At 34.7% G+C, this 19,784-nt stretch carries 16 protein-coding genes; 3 read left to right on the forward strand and 13 right to left on the reverse strand.

Annotated features, from left to right (window positions below; all coding sequences use genetic code 11):
* Positions 1–2: 2 nt before the first annotated feature.
* From VXQ11_RS10515 to tviB, 4 genes are read right to left on the reverse strand one after another with little or no spacing between them, the layout of a single operon-like run.
* Complete coding sequence (locus VXQ11_RS10515; protein ID WP_416705990.1) at positions 3–1,094, reverse strand: glycosyltransferase; 1,092 nt, start codon at positions 1,092–1,094, stop codon at positions 3–5.
* The gene (locus VXQ11_RS10520; RefSeq protein ID WP_416705991.1) at positions 1,087–2,319 is read right to left on the reverse strand and encodes a polysaccharide biosynthesis C-terminal domain-containing protein; all 1,233 of its coding nucleotides are present in this window, start codon (positions 2,317–2,319) and stop codon (positions 1,087–1,089) included. The genes VXQ11_RS10515 and VXQ11_RS10520 overlap by 8 nt, the downstream gene beginning before the upstream one ends.
* A 54-nt stretch (positions 2,320–2,373) precedes the next feature.
* Positions 2,374–3,399, reverse strand: coding sequence for an NAD-dependent epimerase/dehydratase family protein (locus VXQ11_RS10525; RefSeq protein ID WP_416705992.1), 1,026 nt, complete (start codon positions 3,397–3,399; stop codon positions 2,374–2,376).
* An 18-nt stretch (positions 3,400–3,417) separates the two neighbouring features.
* Positions 3,418–4,695: a Vi polysaccharide biosynthesis UDP-N-acetylglucosamine C-6 dehydrogenase TviB gene (gene tviB / locus VXQ11_RS10530; protein ID WP_416705993.1), complete on the reverse strand. Its 1,278-nt coding sequence runs from the start codon at positions 4,693–4,695 to the stop codon at positions 3,418–3,420.
* Positions 4,696–4,990: 295 nt separating this feature from the next.
* On the opposite strand from tviB, the gene VXQ11_RS10535 reads away from it, so the two are divergent.
* Genes VXQ11_RS10535 through VXQ11_RS10545 form a run of 3 tightly spaced genes read left to right on the forward strand, consistent with a single transcriptional unit; the run spans position 4,991 to position 8,725 of the window.
* Positions 4,991–6,094, forward strand: coding sequence for a polysaccharide biosynthesis/export family protein (locus VXQ11_RS10535; RefSeq protein WP_416705994.1), 1,104 nt, complete (start codon positions 4,991–4,993; stop codon positions 6,092–6,094).
* Positions 6,094–6,522 carry a low molecular weight protein-tyrosine-phosphatase gene (locus VXQ11_RS10540; protein WP_416705995.1) on the forward strand — a complete coding sequence of 143 codons (429 nt, stop codon included), beginning with the start codon at positions 6,094–6,096 and terminating at the stop codon, positions 6,520–6,522. Before VXQ11_RS10535 ends, VXQ11_RS10540 begins: the two co-directional genes overlap by 1 nt.
* A 16-nt stretch (positions 6,523–6,538) precedes the next feature.
* A complete protein-coding gene (locus tag VXQ11_RS10545) occupies positions 6,539–8,725 on the forward strand; it encodes a polysaccharide biosynthesis tyrosine autokinase (protein ID WP_416705996.1) in 2,187 nt (728 codons plus the stop codon).
* 438 nt (positions 8,726–9,163) lie between these two features.
* On the opposite strand, the gene VXQ11_RS10550 is transcribed toward VXQ11_RS10545, so the two are convergent.
* The 9 genes from VXQ11_RS10550 to VXQ11_RS10590 all read right to left on the reverse strand — a co-directional run bounded on the left by VXQ11_RS10550 (position 9,164) and on the right by VXQ11_RS10590 (position 19,735).
* On the reverse strand, positions 9,164–9,793 hold the full coding sequence (locus tag VXQ11_RS10550) for a sugar transferase (protein ID WP_318245699.1): 630 nt from the start codon (positions 9,791–9,793) through the stop codon (positions 9,164–9,166).
* 1,171 nt (positions 9,794–10,964) lie between these two features.
* Entirely contained in the window at positions 10,965–11,918 is a 954-nt protein-coding gene (locus VXQ11_RS10555) for a GNAT family N-acetyltransferase (RefSeq protein ID WP_416705997.1), read from the reverse strand.
* Positions 11,919–12,009: 91 nt separating this feature from the next.
* On the reverse strand, positions 12,010–13,158 hold the full coding sequence (locus VXQ11_RS10560; protein ID WP_416705998.1) for a glycosyltransferase family 4 protein: 1,149 nt from the start codon (positions 13,156–13,158) through the stop codon (positions 12,010–12,012).
* Positions 13,158–14,024 carry a glycosyltransferase family 2 protein gene (locus VXQ11_RS10565; protein ID WP_416705999.1) on the reverse strand — a complete coding sequence of 289 codons (867 nt, stop codon included), beginning with the start codon at positions 14,022–14,024 and terminating at the stop codon, positions 13,158–13,160. The genes VXQ11_RS10560 and VXQ11_RS10565 overlap by 1 nt, the downstream gene beginning before the upstream one ends.
* Positions 14,025–14,026: 2 nt before the next feature.
* Positions 14,027–15,169, reverse strand: coding sequence for an O-antigen ligase family protein (locus tag VXQ11_RS10570; RefSeq protein ID WP_416706000.1), 1,143 nt, complete (start codon positions 15,167–15,169; stop codon positions 14,027–14,029).
* Between the two features lie 150 nt (positions 15,170–15,319).
* The gene (locus VXQ11_RS10575; protein ID WP_416706001.1) at positions 15,320–16,207 is read right to left on the reverse strand and encodes a glycosyltransferase family 2 protein; all 888 of its coding nucleotides are present in this window, start codon (positions 16,205–16,207) and stop codon (positions 15,320–15,322) included.
* A 13-nt stretch (positions 16,208–16,220) separates the two neighbouring features.
* Positions 16,221–17,465 (reverse strand): O-antigen translocase, encoded by a 1,245-nt coding sequence (locus VXQ11_RS10580; protein WP_191730840.1) that lies wholly within the window; start codon positions 17,463–17,465, stop codon positions 16,221–16,223.
* Positions 17,466–18,581 carry a DegT/DnrJ/EryC1/StrS family aminotransferase gene (locus tag VXQ11_RS10585; RefSeq protein WP_416706002.1) on the reverse strand — a complete coding sequence of 372 codons (1,116 nt, stop codon included), beginning with the start codon at positions 18,579–18,581 and terminating at the stop codon, positions 17,466–17,468.
* Between the two features lie 62 nt (positions 18,582–18,643).
* Positions 18,644–19,735, reverse strand: a complete 1,092-nt coding sequence (locus VXQ11_RS10590) for an acyltransferase family protein (protein WP_416706003.1) — start codon at positions 19,733–19,735, stop codon at positions 18,644–18,646.
* Positions 19,736–19,784: the final 49 nt, after the last annotated feature.

Consider the following 19,784-nt stretch of genomic DNA (forward strand, 5'->3'; position numbering starts at 1 on the left):
GATTAAATATCTTTCTTAAAAAACAGTTCTACATATTGACTTGAAATAAATGAAGGATCGTACTTAGATAATGATAAATTAGGTCTCGATTTTCTACTATTTATTTCATTTTTAATCGCAAATGCCATTTCTTCAGTATTATTAACAGGTACAAGTACACCTAACTTTCCATTTTCTAGAATTTCTTCTGGACCACTCGGGCAATTTGTACTTATAACAGATGTACCACATGCCATCGCTTCAACCAATACATTACCAAATCCCTCCCATGATGAGGATAAAACAAATAATTCAGCTTTTTTCATCCAAGAATAAGGATTTTCTACAAATCCTAATAGATGAATTTTTTCTTCTAAACCTAAATGATAAACAAGTTCTTTTAACTCTGATTCAAGCTCACCGGTCCCAAGTATTACTAAATGCGCATTGATATCCTTTTCTATTTTTGCAAATGCATTAATTAATAAATGAAAATTTTTAGCTTTAGTCAAACGCCCCACCCCAAGAATAAAAGGTATATTATTTTTAATCCATGGATGATTTATTGATTCATTTCTTTTTACTAGAAGCTCTTTTGTTACAACTGGGTTATAAATAACATTAACTTTTTTATCTTTGAGTTTCAATACCTTAACTAAATCATCTGCAACCCCTTTTGAAACTGCAATAATTGCATCAGCATAAGGATACATATTATGCATTAATTTCTTTAGTACTTGATTGGTAAAAGATGAATTAGATAAACTATAAGATAATGTACTATGTTCACTAATCACTAATTTAAATTTAACCCGACTTATTTTTTTTGCAATTAATAAAATTATATTTACATAATGCATTGCTGACATTACTACTTTAGGTTTTTCTTTTTTTAAATAATTTACCAAAGGAATAATTGAAAATAATGTTCTTGAAGAATTAAGATCTACTATTCTCACATTTTTTGATACATCTTTTAGAAATGCTCCTTTAGCTTTTACTAAAACTAGATCAACAGCATAACCTTTTTCAACCAAAGTATTTGCTAATATTAGCATTACACGTTCTGCACCTCCACCATTGAGTGAAGGAATAAATAATGCTATATCAACCACTTTTTTTCTCCCAAGAATTAGTTTTGCATCTTAATTTATAAATAATTACTAAAGAAGTAACTATAAATTGAGTAAAATATGCAATAACCATGGAATATATTGCGCCATCTATACCCAATCTAGGTATTAGAATATAAGAAGATAACAATGTTGTTAATACGATAAAACTAAAAATATATACTTGCTTCCCTATATAACCTATTGAAGTCAGGGTAAAGCCATTTACTGTAGATAAATACAGGAAAATTCCTGAGAACATTATTAAATTCAGTTCTTTTCCATATTCTATAAATTTTTCACCATATACAAGGTTTAAAATTATATTCCCAAAAAAATAACAAAAAAATAAAACAAAAAATCCAAACAATAGTGAAATTACTTGCATAAATATATAATTTTTTATGAAACCCTTAATATCATTTATCCAAAATTTAACAATTTTAGGACTTAAATATTGACATATTGAGTTTATAAATATACTCCCAATAACTACAAAATAACTTAAAACAGAAAGAATACCAACTAATTCTGTACTTTCATAATTGTTCAAAAAAATTCTAGGAATACTACTTTGTAAAGTAACTAATCCTAAAGTCACCCCCATAGGTATTGCTTGATTTAATATTTTAAAATTAAGTTTTTTTTGTGATATTTCTTTAGTTTTTAAAATAAATTTATTATCTAAAAAATACCAAATAAGAAAATAATTTAATAGAATAAAAAAAATAGCCCAATTAAAATTAAAATAAGTCAATCCCAAGAAACACGCGAGCACTCCACCCATACCTTTTAAAAGCAATGATTTACTTATAAGATATGTTTTATCTTTAGAATTATAAAATGCATATATTATATCTGATAGAGATTCTAAAAACTTTATTCCTGCTACAATAAGTAGTATTAATAAAATTTCATTATAATAAAATCCAAAAATTATACAAATTAAAATACCAATAAAAGAGCTTAAGAGCCTTAAATAGTAAAAATTACTATAATTATATTTTCTTTTTCCATTATCATCTAAAATGAACAATGGGCGCAATTGTAGATTGGTAAGAGCATATATAGGTAAAACTATTGCTAAAGCTAAAGCATATTGTCCTAAATTCTCTTTACTTGCTAATCTCGCAATCATAATCATAATTAGCCATTGCGACAAAGAGAATATAAGATTCCCCCCTAATAGCCACTTAGCTCTGTTTAAAATATTTAATATACTTTTCATTAATAAGCTACTTAATTAGGTTAGTCGCAATAATTCTTAAACAATTTAAAAAAATTATTTCAAGGTATTCACATACCAACCCATAGCCAATTCAATGCCTTGATTGATTTTTTTGGTAGGCTCGTAGCCTAAAAGACTTTGAATTTTGTTTATACTGGCTTGTGAGTGCCGAACATCCCCTGCACGAAAATCACGATATACAGGCTCTTTCGTATAAGTCACACCATTTTCATTTAACGCAGCTTTAATGGCATTAAACAAATCATTCAGCGTAGTACGATCCCCTACTGCTACATTATAGACCTGATTTTTGGCTTCATCATTTTGCGTAGTGGCTGCCAAAATATTGGCCTGAACCGTGTTTTCAATAAAACAGAAATCACGACTGGTTTCGCCATCACCATTAATGAACACATCATCACCGGCAATCATGGCTGCTGTCCATTTTGGAATGACTGCAGCATAAGCACCATTCGGGTCTTGGCGCTTGCCGAAGACATTGAAGTAACGCAAACCAATCGTTTTAAAGCCGTAAGTTCGGGCAAAGACTTCAGCATACAGCTCATTTACATATTTGGTGACCGCATAAGGCGAAAGTGGCTTGCCGATATTTTCTTCAACTTTAGGCAGTGCCGGATGGTCACCATAAGTTGAACTGCTGGCGGCATAGGTAAAACTTTTGACTTCTGCATCTCGTGCAGCCGTCAGCATATTTAAAAAGCCGGTAATATTGGCTGCATTGGTGGTAATCGGGTCGGCAATCGAACGGGGTACAGAACCTAAAGCGGCCTGGTGCAACACATAGTCCACTCCTGCACATGCTTGCTGGCAGTCTGCAAAATTACGGATATCACCTTCATAAAACTTGAAGTTTGCCCACTGTTCAGGCTTGACCAGACTTTGCACTTCATCCAGATTATGCTGATGACCTGTAGCAAAATTATCCAGACCCACCACATTTTGGTTCAGCTTTAACAGGGTTTCCAGTAAATTCGAGCCAATAAAACCTGCCACACCGGTAATTAACCAGGTTTTTGGTGCTTGTTGTAATTGCTCGCATACAGTTTGATATTGGCTCATGTTTATGGTCCCTATAAATTACAGACGAAGGTCAGATTCAGATTGATCCAGTACATATTTCAGGTCATATAAAATATGTGCTGACTTGCCCAGGGCACGTAATGCTTCGGCACCCATGGCTTTAAACTGATCATGGGCAACGGCTAGAATCACCGCGTCATACTGACCCTGCTCCAGATTGGCGACCGGCGTAATCCCGTATTCATGTTGGGCTTCGCTTGCATCCACCCATGGGTCGTACACATCGGCAGCAATATTGTATTCTGTCAGTTCATTGACAATATCAATAATTTTGGTGTTACGAATATCCGGGCAGTTTTCTTTAAAACTTAAACCTAAAACCAGAACCTTGCCGCCTTCGACCTGAATTTTTTTCTTAATCATGGCCTTAACCAGCTGGGTAACCACATAAGCCCCCATGCCATCATTTAAACGACGACCTGCCAAAATAATTTCTGGGTGATAGCCGATAGACTGTGCCTTATGAGTCAAATAGTATGGATCGACACCAATACAGTGTCCACCGACCAGACCTGGACGGAATGGCAAGAAATTCCATTTGGTACCGGCTGCCTGCAATACGGCTTCAGTATCAATTCCCATTTTATTAAAGATCACGGCCAGCTCATTAATCAGGGCAATGTTGACATCACGCTGAGTATTTTCAATTACTTTTGCCGCTTCAGCCACTTTAATGCTAGTCGCTTTATGCGTACCTGCCTCAATCACCAGGTTATACACCTGATCAACAAATTCAGCGACTTCAGGGGTAGAACCTGAGGTGATTTTCAGAATATTGGTCACGCGGTGCAATTTATCGCCCGGGTTAATTCGCTCCGGACTATAACCGGCAAAAAAGTCCTGATTGAATTTCAGGCCTGATACCTGTTCCAGAACCGGAATACAGGTCTCTTCAGTTGCACCCGGATAGACAGTAGACTCATAAACCACCACATCGCCTTTTTTAAGCACCTGACCAATGCTGGTCGAAGCCTTAACAAGTGGCGTTAAATCTGGCTGTTTAAATTCATCAATAGGGGTAGGCACAGTTACAATAAAAAAGTTACAGCTTTTTAAATCTTCTAAATTTGCTGAATAACTGAGCTGATTTGCCTGTTTGAGTTCTTCTGGGGAAACTTCGAGGGTATGGTCTTGGCCACTTTTAAGTTCATCAATTCGTTTTTGGTAGATATCAAAACCGACCACAGGTACTTTTTTCCCAAATTCAACTGCAAGTGGCAAGCCCACATAACCTAGACCAATCACCGCAATTTTTAAATCTGCAATAGATAGCATTTCAACGCCTTATTAATGTACTGTACTTATGAAGATTCAATCTTTCGGCGCGCATACTAGCAGAAAAACATGAAAATTCTGTTGTGATTTAACACCAAAAAACAAAAAAAATAAGAAAATATTTAACTAAGCTTATGCAGGAATGCTCTAGAGAAAGATTTGGATGGGCAGGCAGGTCTTATTCTCTTCGTTCACTGTTCAATTAAAATCAGATACATTTTGTTATAATAAAATCAAAGTTCTCAGGTAGAATATCGCAGATTTAACGAATTAAATATTAAAAACGGGATTTCATGTGCGACAAATTCAACTGGCTTTTTTACTGACTTGCGGTCTCACTTTGACCGGCTGTGCAGTGACCTCTGGTCTGCAAACTTATGACCTACCAGCAGAAGGTGTTTATCAAACCGAACTCGGCACTTCAGTCAATGTGATCAAACTCACCCAGGACTCTATGCTGGCCGTTCAGCCTGCTGTACAAAATATTCAACAAGACTACGCCCATTTGTTTAGCACCCCACATCGTAGCTACAGTCTGAGTCCGGGCGACATCCTGTCCATCTATTTATGGGCCTATCCGGAAATGACCCCGCCAAGCAGCACCATTAGCAGTGACCAGTCTGCCCAGGCTAACGGTTATCAGATTGACTCACAGGGTTATATCCAGTTTCCAATTATTGGCCGCTACAAGGCTGCGGGCAAATCCCTGACCCAAGTCAACCGCGAGTTGCGCAGTCAGTTGGCCCGTTATCTAAAAACTCCAGATGTCATTGTACGGGTTCTGTCCTATCAGGGTCAGCGCTACTCCGTTCAGGGCAATGTCATCAAAGGCGGTCAGTTTTATTTAAGCGATCAGCCGGTAAGTGTCTATACGGCCTTGGGCATGGCTGGTGGTGTAAATGCCCAACAGGGCAATAATGCTTCCATTACCTTGGTCCGTCAGGGACAGACCTATACCCTGAATACTGTAGAACTGGAAAAAGCAGGTTTTTCACTGCATAACTTGCTGATCCAGCCAAATGACACTTTATATGTGAACAATCGCGAAAATCAAAAAATCTATGTCATGGGTGAATCTGGCAAAAACCAGTCCTTGCCACTGCGCGATCAGGGGATGAGTTTAAGTGATGTATTAGGTGAAAGTTTGGGCCTAAATCCACTCTCTGCCAGCCGCAGCAAAATTTATATCGTGCGCAGTCAGCCAAATGCTGTGCACACTGAAGTTTATCAGATGGATCTGAGCAGTATTGCCGACTTCGGTCTGGCCAACCAGTTCAAGATGCGCAGCAATGACATTGTCTATGTCGATGCTTCAGGTCTGGCACGCTGGCAACGTGTCGTGAACCAGATCATTCCATTCTCGAATGCACTTTATAACCTGGATCGTTTGGGGCAGTAATGCAGATTAAACATATTTTGGTGGTCTGTATTGGCAATATCTGCCGTAGTCCTATGGCTGAATACTTTTTAAAACAACAGTATCCGCATTTAAAGATTGAATCTGCGGGTATTGCGGGCATGGTAGGACATGCAGCAGATGAAAAAGCCAGTCTGTGCATGCAAAGTTTGGGCATTGATATGAGCCCGCATGTCGCTCGAAAGCTGAATGCCGAGATGATTAAACAGGCTGATCTGGTTCTGGTGATGAGTCAAAACCAACAAAAACATATTGAACAGACCTGGCCTTTTGCCAAAGGTAAAACCTTCCGTTTGGGGCACTGGCAAGCCAGGAATATCGCTGACCCTTATCAGCATGACCAAGCTGTATTTGATGATACCTGCCAGTTAATACAGAGCTGTATTGCTGACTGGAAAAAATATATTTAAATTTGAAATCAAGATTATGAGCCAAAATAGCAATACTGAAGATACGATAGACTTAAAAGAATTATTTTTTTCACTCATTGCCCAGTGGAAGCTGATTGCGCTGTGTGTCATCTTAAGCGTGATCTGCGCATTGCTGTATTTAAGAGTCACCCCGGACACCTATTCAGTCGATGCACTGGTACAGGTCGAAGAGAATAAAGGAGCTTCTGCTGCCTTATTGGGTGATCTATCCAACATGATAGAGCAAAAGCAGCCGGCTCAGGCAGAAATAGAACTGCTGAAATCGCGTCTGGTGCTGGGTTCGGCCATTAAAGCCTTAAACCTCGATCTACGCATCGCTGGCACTGAAAACAGCTTTACCGACCGTTTACTATCGCCGCATGACTATCAGACCGAATACAGCAAAACATCTGTTTTGTTTAAGGACAATGGTAAATCCTTTGATATCCGTCAGTTTGAAGTACCGGCTTATTTTCATGACAAAAATTTACGTCTAGACTTTCAGCCGGGTAAATACACTTTAACTGATCCGGCCACAGAACAGGTGGTATTCTCTGCGCCATTAAACCAGCGCAGTCAATTACAGTCCGAACGTGGTGAATGGAAAGTTGCCATTTATAGCCAGGACCAGTTCAAGGCACCTTATCTTGTACGCAAGCAATCTCTGCCCGCTGCCGTAAAATCAATTCTCGCCAATTACTCGGTTGCAGAAAAAGGCAAAATGACTGGTGTATTAGGTCTGAATTATCAGGGCACGGATAAACAGCATATTACTGAGGTTCTCAATGCCATTCTGGCTGCCTATAGCCAGCAAAATATTGAACGTCGTTCTGCAGAAACGGCTCAAACACTTAAGTTTCTGGATGAACAGTTACCTGAATTGCGCCAGCAACTGGATGTAGCTGAGCGAGAATTCAATACTTTCCGTCAGCAATTCAACACGGTCGATGTCACCAAAGAGTCAGAACTGTATCTGACCCAAAGTATTAGCCTGGAAACCCAGAAAGCACAGCTCGAACAGCAAGTCGCTGAAGCTTCTGCCAAATACACCAATGAACATCCGGTGATGCAGCAGATGAATGCACAACTGGCTGCCATCAACAAAAGAATTAACCAGCTGGAAGGTACTTTAAAGCAGTTACCCGATCTGCAACGCCGATACTTGCAACTCTTCCGTGAAGTTGAAGTGAAACAGCAGCTCTATACTGCCCTGTTAAACTCTTATCAACAGCTACGAATTGCCAAAGCTGGTGAAATTGGTAATGTACGTGTAGTCGATACTGCTGTTGAACCATTAGAACCAATCAAACCGAAAAAACTGCAAATCCTGATTTTATCCATCTTCTTGGGCGGTTTCCTGGGAACCTTGCTGGCACTGCTACGCAATATGCTACGTTCTGGCATTAAAGATTCCAGTCAAATTGAAAATGAACTAGATTTGCCGGTATATGCGACGGTACCTCGCTCGCCTGCACAAAATGGCTATATCAAGCTGGCCAAGAAGAAAAAATATATTCCTATCCTGGCGGTTAAAAACAGTGATGATATTGCGATTGAGAGTTTGCGTAGTATGCGTACTGCCATTCACTTTGCCTTGAGCAATGCACGGAACAATATTGTGATGATTTCTGGGCCTGCACCAGAAGTGGGTAAATCTTTTATCTCGACTAACCTGGCTGCAATTTTGGCACAAAGCCAGAAACGTGTGCTTTTGATTGATGCAGACTTACGTCGCGGTTATATCCATAAATACTTTAATCAAAATCATCAGCCTGGTTTAGCCGAGTATTTAAATAAACAGGCCACTTTAAATGAAGTGATCAAAGCCACAGATATTCCAGGATTAGATCTATTGACTCGGGGTAAAAGCCCGGTGAATCCATCCGAGTTACTCAGTACTCCATTATTTGGGGAAATGCTGACTCAGTTATCCAGTCAATATGATCATATCCTGATTGATACTTCACCTATTCTTGCAGTGACTGACGGGATAATCATCTCGCAATATGCAGGTGTAAATTTATTGATTGCACGTTATGCACAGACTCAGATGAAAGAGCTGGAATTAACAGTCAATCGCTTTGAACAGGCTGGAGTTAAGGTGAATGGCGTGATCTTGAACGATATCCAGCGCTCCAGTGCAGGTTATGGCTATGGTTATAATTATGCTTATTCCTATAAGGCTTCAAAAAATGAAGACTAGGTCTTTGACCTAGATATCATGCTTCAAACAGATTCAGAATCATTCAATTTAAATCTGTTTGAAGCTTTTTACATTTATATGAATAACAAATATTATTATAACCGAGCCGATATTCAGTAATTAGAACGCTACTGAACAAGATAGTTTAAGCAAATCAAGCTGAATAGATTATCTAACTCTGCACTGTAAATCTAAATTACTGACTCAATATGCAGACATTCTCAAAATAAAATATCAGTCATGACCTTTTTTAAAAATTTTTATTGTTTGTCCAGCAGCCACAAATTAAAAGTTTCCAAGCTGGATAAAACAAGCTCTTTTTAAAAAAATACAGGATTAAAAACAAATAGTGAAATTCATTCTCTCTAGTACGTAATCATTTCTGACTAGAAAATAGCTTCCTAAACCCGCAATAACTGAAGCAATTTCTTAATCATATTATTTTACCTCTTTGGTATATAAAGGAGTTTCAGGTATATTTTTCCCTGAAAATCTTGCAGCACCAACTTCCTGATCAGGAGCATTAATTCCCTCCTGACTCAACATCACTTTGGCTGTTTTAAACATGATTTTAAAATCAAGCCACACGTTACACTGTTCAACATATTTTACATCGAATGCAAATTTTTCTTCCCAAGACAAATTATTGCGGCCACTTACCTGAGCAAGTCCTGTCATACCTGGCTTTACTTCGTGACGTCTCATTTGTTCATCAGTATAATATTCAAGAAACTCTTTCATTTGAGGTCGGGGTCCGACAATACTCATATCTCCTTTAAGAACATTAATGAGCTGCGGCATTTCATCTAAACTGCTAGAACGTAACCTTTGTCCAAATGGAGTAATACGGAATTTATCTGGTAAAGGATTACCCTCTTTATCTACAGCATTCCGCATAGACCGAAATTTAATCATTTTAAATAATTGACCATTTTTACCTGGTCTTTCCTGATAAAAGAAAACAGGCGACCCTAAATTTTTCCGCACCTTATAAGCTATTATAATAAAAACAGGAAATAATATGAGCAAAGCCAGGCAGGCAATCACTATATCAATCAATCTTTTCAAGATATCCTGCTTATATTTAAGCATATCAGCAACAGAATAAACATATAGCTGAGGCATTAAAGAATTTTTTAAAATTAAATTATTTTTATGCATAAAATTCCTGAATGGCTTTTTATCCACTTTATTAAGTTGATCTTTATTTAAAGAAAACTGTATTATTTTATTTTTATAATTCCCCTCATTCATCGAATGTTCTTTTAAAAAAATATTATTTTTTTCATTAAATAAAGGCTTATATATTAAAATAGTACTTTCTTCATTTCTTTTAATATTATTTTTTTCTTTTTCTATTATCATTAATAAACACCTCGATATGTCTATTTTTCAGAATCATAGCAAGGATATTTAATTTTAAAAATAAATTATGTTTTAACTAGATAACAAGCAATCAAATGAAATCAAAATAACCTGATATTAATATTTTTTTTATTATTACTTTAAATCCAAGTAGTATTAGTGAAATTTTATTTGATAATGAAATTAAATTTTTATAGAATTTGCAATTAAATTAGCCACTTATAAAATTATACCCAGCTAGTGCAATCTTCCATATATTTATAACAGAGAAAGAAAATTATTGTTAATTAACAAAAATATCAATTACAAAATACAACACAGCTCACACTAAAAAAAATGTGACAAAATGTGATCTAATTTTCCATTTTGTGACAAAATACACAGATTTACTTATAAGCGGATCAAATCCTTAACTTCTGGAAGCTCATTCAAAAAACATAAAATAGACACAAGCTTTTGAAATTATTATAAATAAATGAATTATATATTTTTAAAGCTGGAGCTATTGATAAACAGGTCATTTTCAGCATGGACGGACATATTAAACTTAATTTTTTATCCCGCCGGCACAGCATTTAGCCTGTGTATAACTTACCCTAAAATACTGTCGTTACAGTAATATTGATACATTATCTGTATCGCTTTATTGTCGTTAAAATACTGGATATCCTTGTACCATTCAGGCAAGGACAGATGGCCTGTGACCAGGTTGTATACAATGAAAGTAAATATTACATTAAGATAGTAGCCCATGATTACACAGATTAAATTTGCAATCTAATCTCTGCCCTATTTGTCATTCACTCTTGGTTCGTCGAAGCAAGTGGTGGTACAAGTAAATAGGACATAGGCTGGCTTAGCCAAGCGCCGAGTTTTATAAATCTATACTATAATAATCATGCACAATTGCACGTGCACCAAATCGTTCTTTTTGATTGATTAAGCCCTTATTCAAAAATTTTCCTTCATTCTCGTTAGAAGTACCAAAATCAAATATTTTAGCAAATTTTTTACTATTATTTATCAAGAAATCAATAAGATAGTCTAGAACCTTTTCTTCCCGACCTTTATCATTACTGGCCAAATACTGGGTATGTACCACTCTATCAGTTTCAAAAGTGACTGCTGCTGCCACAATATGACCATCAATACAGCACTTATAAGCTTTTATATTATTAGGGAATCTACTTTTTAATAAATCTATTTCAATTTCATTATGTACAGGTTGCTGATTATGATGCTGAAGTAACACCTCACGCAGAACCCCCCAAACTATACTGGGCTGATCTACTTCTTCACAACTAACCCCGTTTTTTTTAAGTTTCTCAATTGATCTTCTTTTGCTTGCTGAATATGAATATTCTTCCTCTAAATAAATAGAAGTACTAATATCTCTACGATAAAGATGTGCATGATTTATGAATAAAGCATATAAGTCTTCTTGTGCCGGATAATTATGATAAATTACCGGGATACATTTATATATAATTTTTTTAATATTTCTTTCTTTTAAAAAAATCTTTAATTGATTGAATAACTCAATCATATCAATGGCATGCAAGCCTCTATTAATTAAAAACCCACCAAAAGTTAGACCTTGATGGCTATAAAAAATATTATCTTTAATATTGCCAGGCAACAATGCCATGATTTTACCTCTATCATTTTTAAATATTAAAGAGAAATCTTCAAAACGATCAGAATGATATTCCATAAAATCCCGATTAAATATAAAATGATAATTTTTACATGTTAATAAAAATTCATTCCACCCGTGCTTATCAGAATCTTCATATTTTTTTATTTGAAAGCTTATATCTTCGATCACTATAATCTCCTATATCATATAAATCTTTATTATTTTTAAAATTAGGTATAGCTAAAATTTAATTTTTATAATTAAAAAATATTTTTAAGAGCTAAATCATTTCTAATATTTGTAACAACCGATGATTAATATGAACAGCATTAAAATTCTTTTTGGCATACAAAAATCCTTGATATCCCATTTTATTTACCTGTTCCGGATGCTCTATAAAATAAATCATTTTGTTTACTAATGCCCTTACATCCCATTTTGGAATCAGAAAACCCGTAACTTCATTTACTACAGTCTGATTGCAGCCGGGTACATCAGTAGTAATTACCGGCCTTCCTATTGCCATTGCTTCTTGAGTACTGCGAGGTACGCCTTCTCTATAATAAGAAGGTAATACAAAAACTGCACTCTGACGTATTTGTTGATCTACATCCTGTACAAAGCCAGCGTATTCTATAATTCCTGTTTCTATCAATTGATCTAATTGTGCCTGTTTCAGACCCGTGGGGTTTTCAGGATCCAGCCCCCCTATAATTTTAAATGTTATATCGGGATATTTTTGCTTCACTATTTTAGCAGCTTCTAAATATTCAAATATACCCTTCTCAGCAATGAGCCTGGCAATAAAGATAAAAGATAATTTTTTTTGATCATCCCATTTCGTATAAGCATAATCATGCAAATTAAGACCAATTGGTCCCAGGACTTGAATTGCATTTCTTTTATGGGGGAGGTTATAACGATGGACTAGATCTTTGGGGTCTTCGCGATTAAGAAAAATAATTTTGTCTAGATATGGAAATGCCAGCCGATATAGAGAAATTTGTACAAAGCGTATGAATTGGGCTTTCAGACTGAGCCCATGTTTATGAATAGTAAAAGGCGAACCCAATCCTTCAATCATGCCATAGATATAAGGAACCTTGGTTCTGTAAGCAGCCAAAGTTGCATAAATAACCGGTTTAGTTGAATATGAAAATACAATATCAGGTTGAATTTCTTTTATTTTTTTAATCAGCTGATAGGTTGAACCTAGATCAGCCAATGGGTTTAATCCACCACGACTAAGTTTATAGGTAACCAGCGTAACTCCTAAACTTTTTATTTTTTCCAACCATTCACTGGTGTATTCAGACACAAAAGCATAAACATGATAATTCTGTGCTAAACAGGACAAAATGAAATCTTTGCGGAAGCCATAAAGATTAGAAGCTGTTGTTCCAATGATAATAATTTTTTTAGAGACCATTATTTTATACGCTCTATGAGTTCTAATTGTGATATATAAAAGTTTTTATCCTCATCAGAAACAGCGGTTATCCTACGACTATGTAAAATCTTCATTAACTTCAAAAAATCTAATGTTTTTACAATAATTTTTTTTATCTCAAATTTTAAAAGAATCCTATTTTTCTCGCGATCAGCGATTATATTATTATAATATTTTTTGATTACTTCAATCTGGGTATTATAACCACGGATCATTTTCTCTTTTTTTACATTTTCTACTTCTCGATAAAAATACAAGGGTTCTTTCATCACCACATAATTAAAATCATTTTTTATAGCTGCTGAGAGCCATAATTCATAATCTTCAGCTAGGCAGTTATTTTCCTGATAAGGATTTCTTTGACACCAAGCCTTACGTGCAAGAAGTGAAGGATGTAATAAATTTGTCAACCCTTGCAAAATTTCTTTTGGCTGCATCTGGTGGGTAGAAAAAATTCTTTTTCCTAGAATTTCATTTTTATTTCCAATGGAATACAAGCTGGTAACAACCAAATCAATTTCTGGATTTTCATTTAGGACTTTAATCTGTTTTTCAAGCCGGTCTACAGCCATTAAATCATCAGCATCCATACGCGCAATAATGTCATATTTTGCTTCACTAATAATCTGATTTAAGCGATAGGGTAATCTTCTATTATAGCCATCAGAAATGATACGGATTCGATGATCGATAAATGATCGGGCTATTTCTAAAGATCGGTCTGTTGAACCATCATCTACCAGTATGAGTTCCCAGTCTTGAAAAGTTTGGGCAAGGACAGATTTAATCGCATCTTCCAAGAATTTTTCAGCATTAAAAAATGGAATTCCGATAGAAATATACATATTTATTCATCCTTATTATTATTTGAAAATAATAAAAAAGCCGCCAATAAAAACCAAAAAATAATTGTTCTTGCGCTATAAGTGGTGAATCCATATAACATTGGCCCTAATAATATCATCTTATTGGAAAGCGATAGTTTCTTGAATATTTGATATAAAAATATTAAAAATAAGGATATTCCTATAATCCCATAATAAAATAAGATACCTAACCAAGTTGAGTGAATTTCATTTCCTGTAGGGTTATATAACCAGTGGGCGCCTTGCCCAGCACCAAAAATCAAATATTGAGGATAATCTAAAAAACTAAAAAGACCACGTCCTTCTACCTGACTGTCTCGTTGATCTAACCCTTCCATAAAGCGTAGTGCAATACTATCAAAGACCCCCAAATTATATAAAAAGTAGCTTAAGCTTCCAAAAAGTACTAATGTTCCAATGAATACAAATATTCTTTTATTCAGGTCCCCTTTTTGACTAAATATAAGTCCCAGAGTTAACATTAAAAAACCAATTGAAGCAGATCGTGACATGGTCAATAAAATCAAGAATAAGGCTAGAAAATAGACAGTTATTTTTTTAAAGCCGTTTCCTGAAATATATAGGTAAATTGCACAGCTACTCAGCACCCAAAATGCCATCTGGTTAGGATCATTAAAAAGACCATTGTATCGAGGTTCAAAATCATAACGACCTAAGTTACTTGCCCAGATAATAATTTCAACAATATAGGAAAAAGGGATCAGGAATAATAATTTTTCATAGAAAAAATTAATCTGAACTTGATTTAAATTCATCATTAATAGAAAAAATAATAAATTAAATATCCAGTAAACAGTCGACATCATATAACTTGAATCGAGAATAATTAAATACCAAGCAAAATTTACACAAATTGCATAAGCAACAAATAATAAAATTATATTTGAATATTCAATGTTTATTTTAGAGCCTTTGCTAAATAGCAATAAAATAGCACCCATAATAAAAATATGGCTGAATTGGGGAACTCCACTTGACCAAAAATAAAACTGAGATAGAAAAAATGAAAACAGTATAAGATATATAATTGATTTATCTCTTATATTAGTATCACTTAAAAAAATAATGTTATTTTTTGAATTAGTTTCATTTAAAATAATCATTATCTATTCCTTTTTTATTGTCCTTTACTTAGCAGAAAAGCAAAAGAACCGATTAATATTTATATTATTAATTTAATTATTTTCTTATTTAAGATATTTTAAAATTATGTTTTCTAACAAAATTAATAATATTTATCAAACTTATTTATATTAAAAATCTTTTTTAATCAATAACCAGTAAAAAAACCTGAAAAAATCATATGTTAAAATTTCAGATGGATATTCTCTCAAAATACTGAGCATTTTTTCTAATGATTGCTTTTTGGAAAACAACCCCAACTCAAATGCATTTATCCATAAAGCTCTTTTTTTTGCTTTATTAAATAGAATATGATTTTGGTACTCATTTAAAATCATCATTCTCGAATCATGCATAAGTGACGTCTGTTTATGCATATTATTATCATGTAGCCTATATTTAGCAAAAATAACAGGAAGATAACATAACTCCCCTTCCTGTGCTAAAAGCAGCCACATATACCAGTCTTCGATTTTTACCTTAGCATCATAACCGCCAATTTTTTTCAAAGCTTTAGATCGGATCAGTTGGGTCGTAGCTGGCAAATCATGTTCTAATAATAAAATTTTTTCAAAATTATAACTTTGTCTTTTTTTTACCCTGTTTTTAACAAGCTTAGAATCATTATCAATAACTGCCACTCCTCCAAATACTGCGATACAATTTTTGTTCTGGTTTAAAAATTCGGATTGTATTTTTATTTTATCTTTTAAGATTATATCATCTGAAGCCAGAGAAGAAAAATATTCTCCCTGTGTCCATTCTAATGCTTCATTCAAGGTTGCACTCAAGCCCTGATTGGGTCGATGTCTAAACTCAAATCGGGTAAATCGTTTTTCACAGAGCGGAATCAGTTCTTGGATTTTTTCTACGGAAGAATCTGTAGATCCATCATCAATGACAATTAACTCAATATTCTGATACGACTGGTCAATGACACTCCGGATACTGTCACACACAAATCTCTCATGATTATAACTTGGTATAATGATAGAAATTAAAGGGTATTCAATTTTCATATTATATCTCTTTTTATTTTAATGGCTTAAATATAAATAAACTGATAACTATCCAATACATCCCGTAATTTACCAGGTAAGCAATCGAAACACCTTCAAATCCAAAAACCTGGGTACATACATAAGTCAAAACCAGAAGGGACACAGTAAATATAATTTCTGTAGAAATATACAGTTTGGTCATGGCTTTGCTTAACATTAAATAAGCAAGTATCCAGCTCCCTATTTTTAATGCATCGCCCATCATTTGCCAAAAGAACAGGCTTTGCATGGGTGCGAAAGATGGACTGAACAATACGTTGATAATCCAATCGCGTAGCACAAAAACGATGATTCCACCTGCCACAGCCAGTGGAAACAGGAACTTGTAGCCTAAATAGATTTCTTTCTTAATTTCATCAAGCATCTTGAGTTCTGATAAACGCGGTAAGTAATAGACTCCTAATATTGTTGTAACCAGCATCAAGTATACGGTACTTAGACGGATCATCGCTTCCCAGTATCCTGCATATGCCAGACCAAACTCCCGGCTTAAATAGGCGCGAATCAGCATTTGTGATAAAGGCACACAGATGGCACTCACCAATGCCATCCAGACAAAAGAACTAAATTTTTTAGTAATTTCGAGGTCTATTTTTCCAAACAGAGATGAAAATTTAAACCACTTCGCTCGATAACACAGAAATAAAGTCACTATAAATGCAATAGACTGATAAATAGATAATGCAATCAAGGCACCATATAGATGTAATTTTATAGCCAAAATACTGGTAATAATAAGCGCGAATAAACTGCCTGCAATATTGGCAATGACCAGTTTTAATATTTCTTTTTTGCCATTTAATATTGCTAAAAACAAGGTATTAAAATTAAAAAATACTAAAAATACTGCGAACCATACGAAAACATTTTGATATTCAAGAGTATGAAATATATACAATGATAGCTGGCTTTGGAAAATTAAAATTAATATTGCAAAAATCAGGCTGAATAGAAAAACAAGACTGCCTGCCGTTTTCCAGATTGCACGTTGTCTGTTTTGGTCTTCATGATACTCGGCCGTATATTTAATGACGGCAGTATTAATTGCACTACCCGCAAAAGTGGTCACCATTTGAATAAAATTTTGAAATTGTCCTAAAGCGGCATATCCAGTCGGTCCCAGATATACAGCCAGAATTTTATTCAGTACAAACAGGGTTAGGGTCTTAATCAACACCGCCACACCATTGAGTACGCTGGTCGTAAGTAAATTCATCTATATTTGAAAACCATTACATAACTGAACAACCTGCTTCGCTTCATCTACAGATAAAGTAGGCCCGATGGGCAAGCTCAAGACCTCGGCATGAATTTGTTCTGAAATTGGTAAACTTAAGTCATTCCACTCTTTATAAGCTTGTTGTTTATGCGGTGGAATCGGATAATGAATCAGTGTCTGTACCCCATGGTCTGCCAGATATTTTTGTAATTCTTCCCGATGTCGGGTTCGAATGACAAACAAATGCCAAACATGCTGGGTATAAGTTTCCGTGTCTATATTTATGAGTGGAAGCTCAATGGCCGGATGTTGAATTCCTTTTAAATAGAGATCTGCAATCTGACGGCGATGCTGGTTCTCCCGGTCCAAAAATTTCAGTTTTATATTTAGAATTGCAGCCTGGATTTCATCAAGGCGACTATTTACTCCAGGTACCAGATTTTTATATTTTTCATGTGAACCATAATTACGTATAGCCTTTAGCATATCGGCTAACTCGGCATCGTTGGTGGTAATCGCGCCCCCGTCTCCTAATGCACCCAAGTTTTTACCCGGATAAAAACTAAAGCCTGAGGCATCTCCCCAATTTCCTGCTTTTTTACCCCCTATTTCAGCACCGTGAGCTTGGGCTGAATCCTCTAAAACCAGTAAATGGTATTTCTTGGCAATACTCATAATTTCTGGCATTGCAGCAAGCTGTCCATATAAATGAACTGGTAAAATTGCCTTGGTTCGGTCTGTAATGGCTGCTTCAATTTTTTTAGTATCAATATTAAAGGTATGAATATCCGGTTCGACCAGCACCGGTTTTAAATTATTTTGTGAAATCGCCAGAATACTTGCGATATAGGTATTTGAAGGCACAATGACTTCATCCCCTTCATGGAGTTTGCCCAATTCCTTCCAGGCACGCAGGGTCAAAATAAGTGCATCCAGTCCATTCGCCACTCCGACGGCATACTGTGTACCACAATAGTTTGCAAAATTTCGTTCAAATTCTTCTAATTCTTTGCCACATATATACCAGCCTGAATCAATGACCTGCGTACAAGCAGTGATAAGTTTTTCACGGTATTGTGCATTTATTGCTTTTAGATCAAGAAAAGGAATCATTCTTATCAATCTCACATCATTTTTTATTTATTTTTGAATTTCAATTTTATTAAAATCAAAGTTTATTTATTTAGTCCATAATTCTTAGATTTAAAACCTGGTTCTAATAAAAATTGTTTCATTTTCCTATTGAGAGGTTTTTCGATATATTTATACATTAAAAAACTAGCGATCAAGGTGATTATAAAAATAATTCCTGAAAACAGCATTAAATCTATATCGAATGACAGTAGCTTTTTTATATAATTTAAAACTTGAATTTCTAAAACATGTAGCAGATAAAAAGAAAAACTAATTTCACCCGCTAGTACCATATATTTACTTGATAAAAATCTAGTAATAATGCTCTTTTCCTTTGCAACATGAGATAATGCAAAAACAAGGATAATAGCTGCCATCGGTAGCCAATAGTAAATAGAATACCTGTAACTTATATTGATATCATCATGAAATACAAAGAATAGAACAAAAAGCAAAATTGCTGCAATTTCAATAACGAAAACAGATCGGTTTATTTTAGAGTAACTTAATTTTATTTTTTCAAAAATATCAAACAGGACCATGCCCAGTAAAAAATCAGAAAAACGTACAAATGGCGAGATATATAACCAATAGTGATTCTGATTTTTATCCAGCTGAAAATTTAATAGTAAAATACCTATAAAATACAAAATAAAAATATAGCCTCTTAATTTTTCAGAGATTAAAAGTGCAAAGGGAAAAAGTAAGTAAAAGAACATTTCATCAGAAATACTCCAGGAAGGAGAATTTAATGAAAAATGAATATTTTCTTCCAGAAAAAAGCTTTGCATCAGAAAAATATGCTGAAACAGGTATTCCCACCCTTGTCCATACTGGATAAAGGTTAATAGAAGCACAATCACCGTAGTTGCAATATGTACCGGATATACCCGTGCTAAGCGAGAAATATAAAACTCTTTTTTTGAAATACTTCCAGTGAGAAATTTTTCTCTATAGTTATAGGCTAAAATAAATCCGCTTAATATAAAGAAGAAACTGACACCTAAAAATCCTTCATTAAAAATATTATTAAAAACATCTGCATAATATGTGTCATTTTTAAGAAAAGCCAAATGACTCAGAAAAACAAATAGTGCAAAAAACATACGCAACGATGTAAGCGGCTTAATCATCTCATACATCTCCTTAATATTTATTATTATTTAAAACCCTGTTTTTTGT

The sequence above is a fragment of the Acinetobacter sp. 197 genome (genome assembly GCF_048148385.1).
GTDB classification, from domain to species: Bacteria; Pseudomonadota; Gammaproteobacteria; order Pseudomonadales; family Moraxellaceae; genus Acinetobacter; species Acinetobacter pecorum.

Coding starts and splice junctions, on each gene's coding strand:
- VXQ11_RS10520 (WP_416705991.1), bottom strand. CDS start 2,319: ATGAAAAGTATATTAAATATTTTAAACAGAGCTAAGTGGCTATTAGGG.
- VXQ11_RS10525 (WP_416705992.1), bottom strand. CDS start 3,399: ATGAGCCAATATCAAACTGTATGCGAGCAATTACAACAAGCACCAAAA.
- tviB (WP_416705993.1), bottom strand. CDS start 4,695: ATGCTATCTATTGCAGATTTAAAAATTGCGGTGATTGGTCTAGGTTAT.
- VXQ11_RS10540 (WP_416705995.1), top strand. CDS start 6,094: ATGCAGATTAAACATATTTTGGTGGTCTGTATTGGCAATATCTGCCGT.
- VXQ11_RS10545 (WP_416705996.1), top strand. CDS start 6,539: ATGAGCCAAAATAGCAATACTGAAGATACGATAGACTTAAAAGAATTA.
- VXQ11_RS10560 (WP_416705998.1), bottom strand. CDS start 13,158: ATGGTCTCTAAAAAAATTATTATCATTGGAACAACAGCTTCTAATCTT.
- VXQ11_RS10565 (WP_416705999.1), bottom strand. CDS start 14,024: ATGTATATTTCTATCGGAATTCCATTTTTTAATGCTGAAAAATTCTTG.
- VXQ11_RS10570 (WP_416706000.1), bottom strand. CDS start 15,169: ATGATTATTTTAAATGAAACTAATTCAAAAAATAACATTATTTTTTTA.
- VXQ11_RS10575 (WP_416706001.1), bottom strand. CDS start 16,207: ATGAAAATTGAATACCCTTTAATTTCTATCATTATACCAAGTTATAAT.
- VXQ11_RS10580 (WP_191730840.1), bottom strand. CDS start 17,465: ATGAATTTACTTACGACCAGCGTACTCAATGGTGTGGCGGTGTTGATT.
- VXQ11_RS10585 (WP_416706002.1), bottom strand. CDS start 18,581: ATGATTCCTTTTCTTGATCTAAAAGCAATAAATGCACAATACCGTGAA.
- VXQ11_RS10590 (WP_416706003.1), bottom strand. CDS start 19,735: ATGATTAAGCCGCTTACATCGTTGCGTATGTTTTTTGCACTATTTGTT.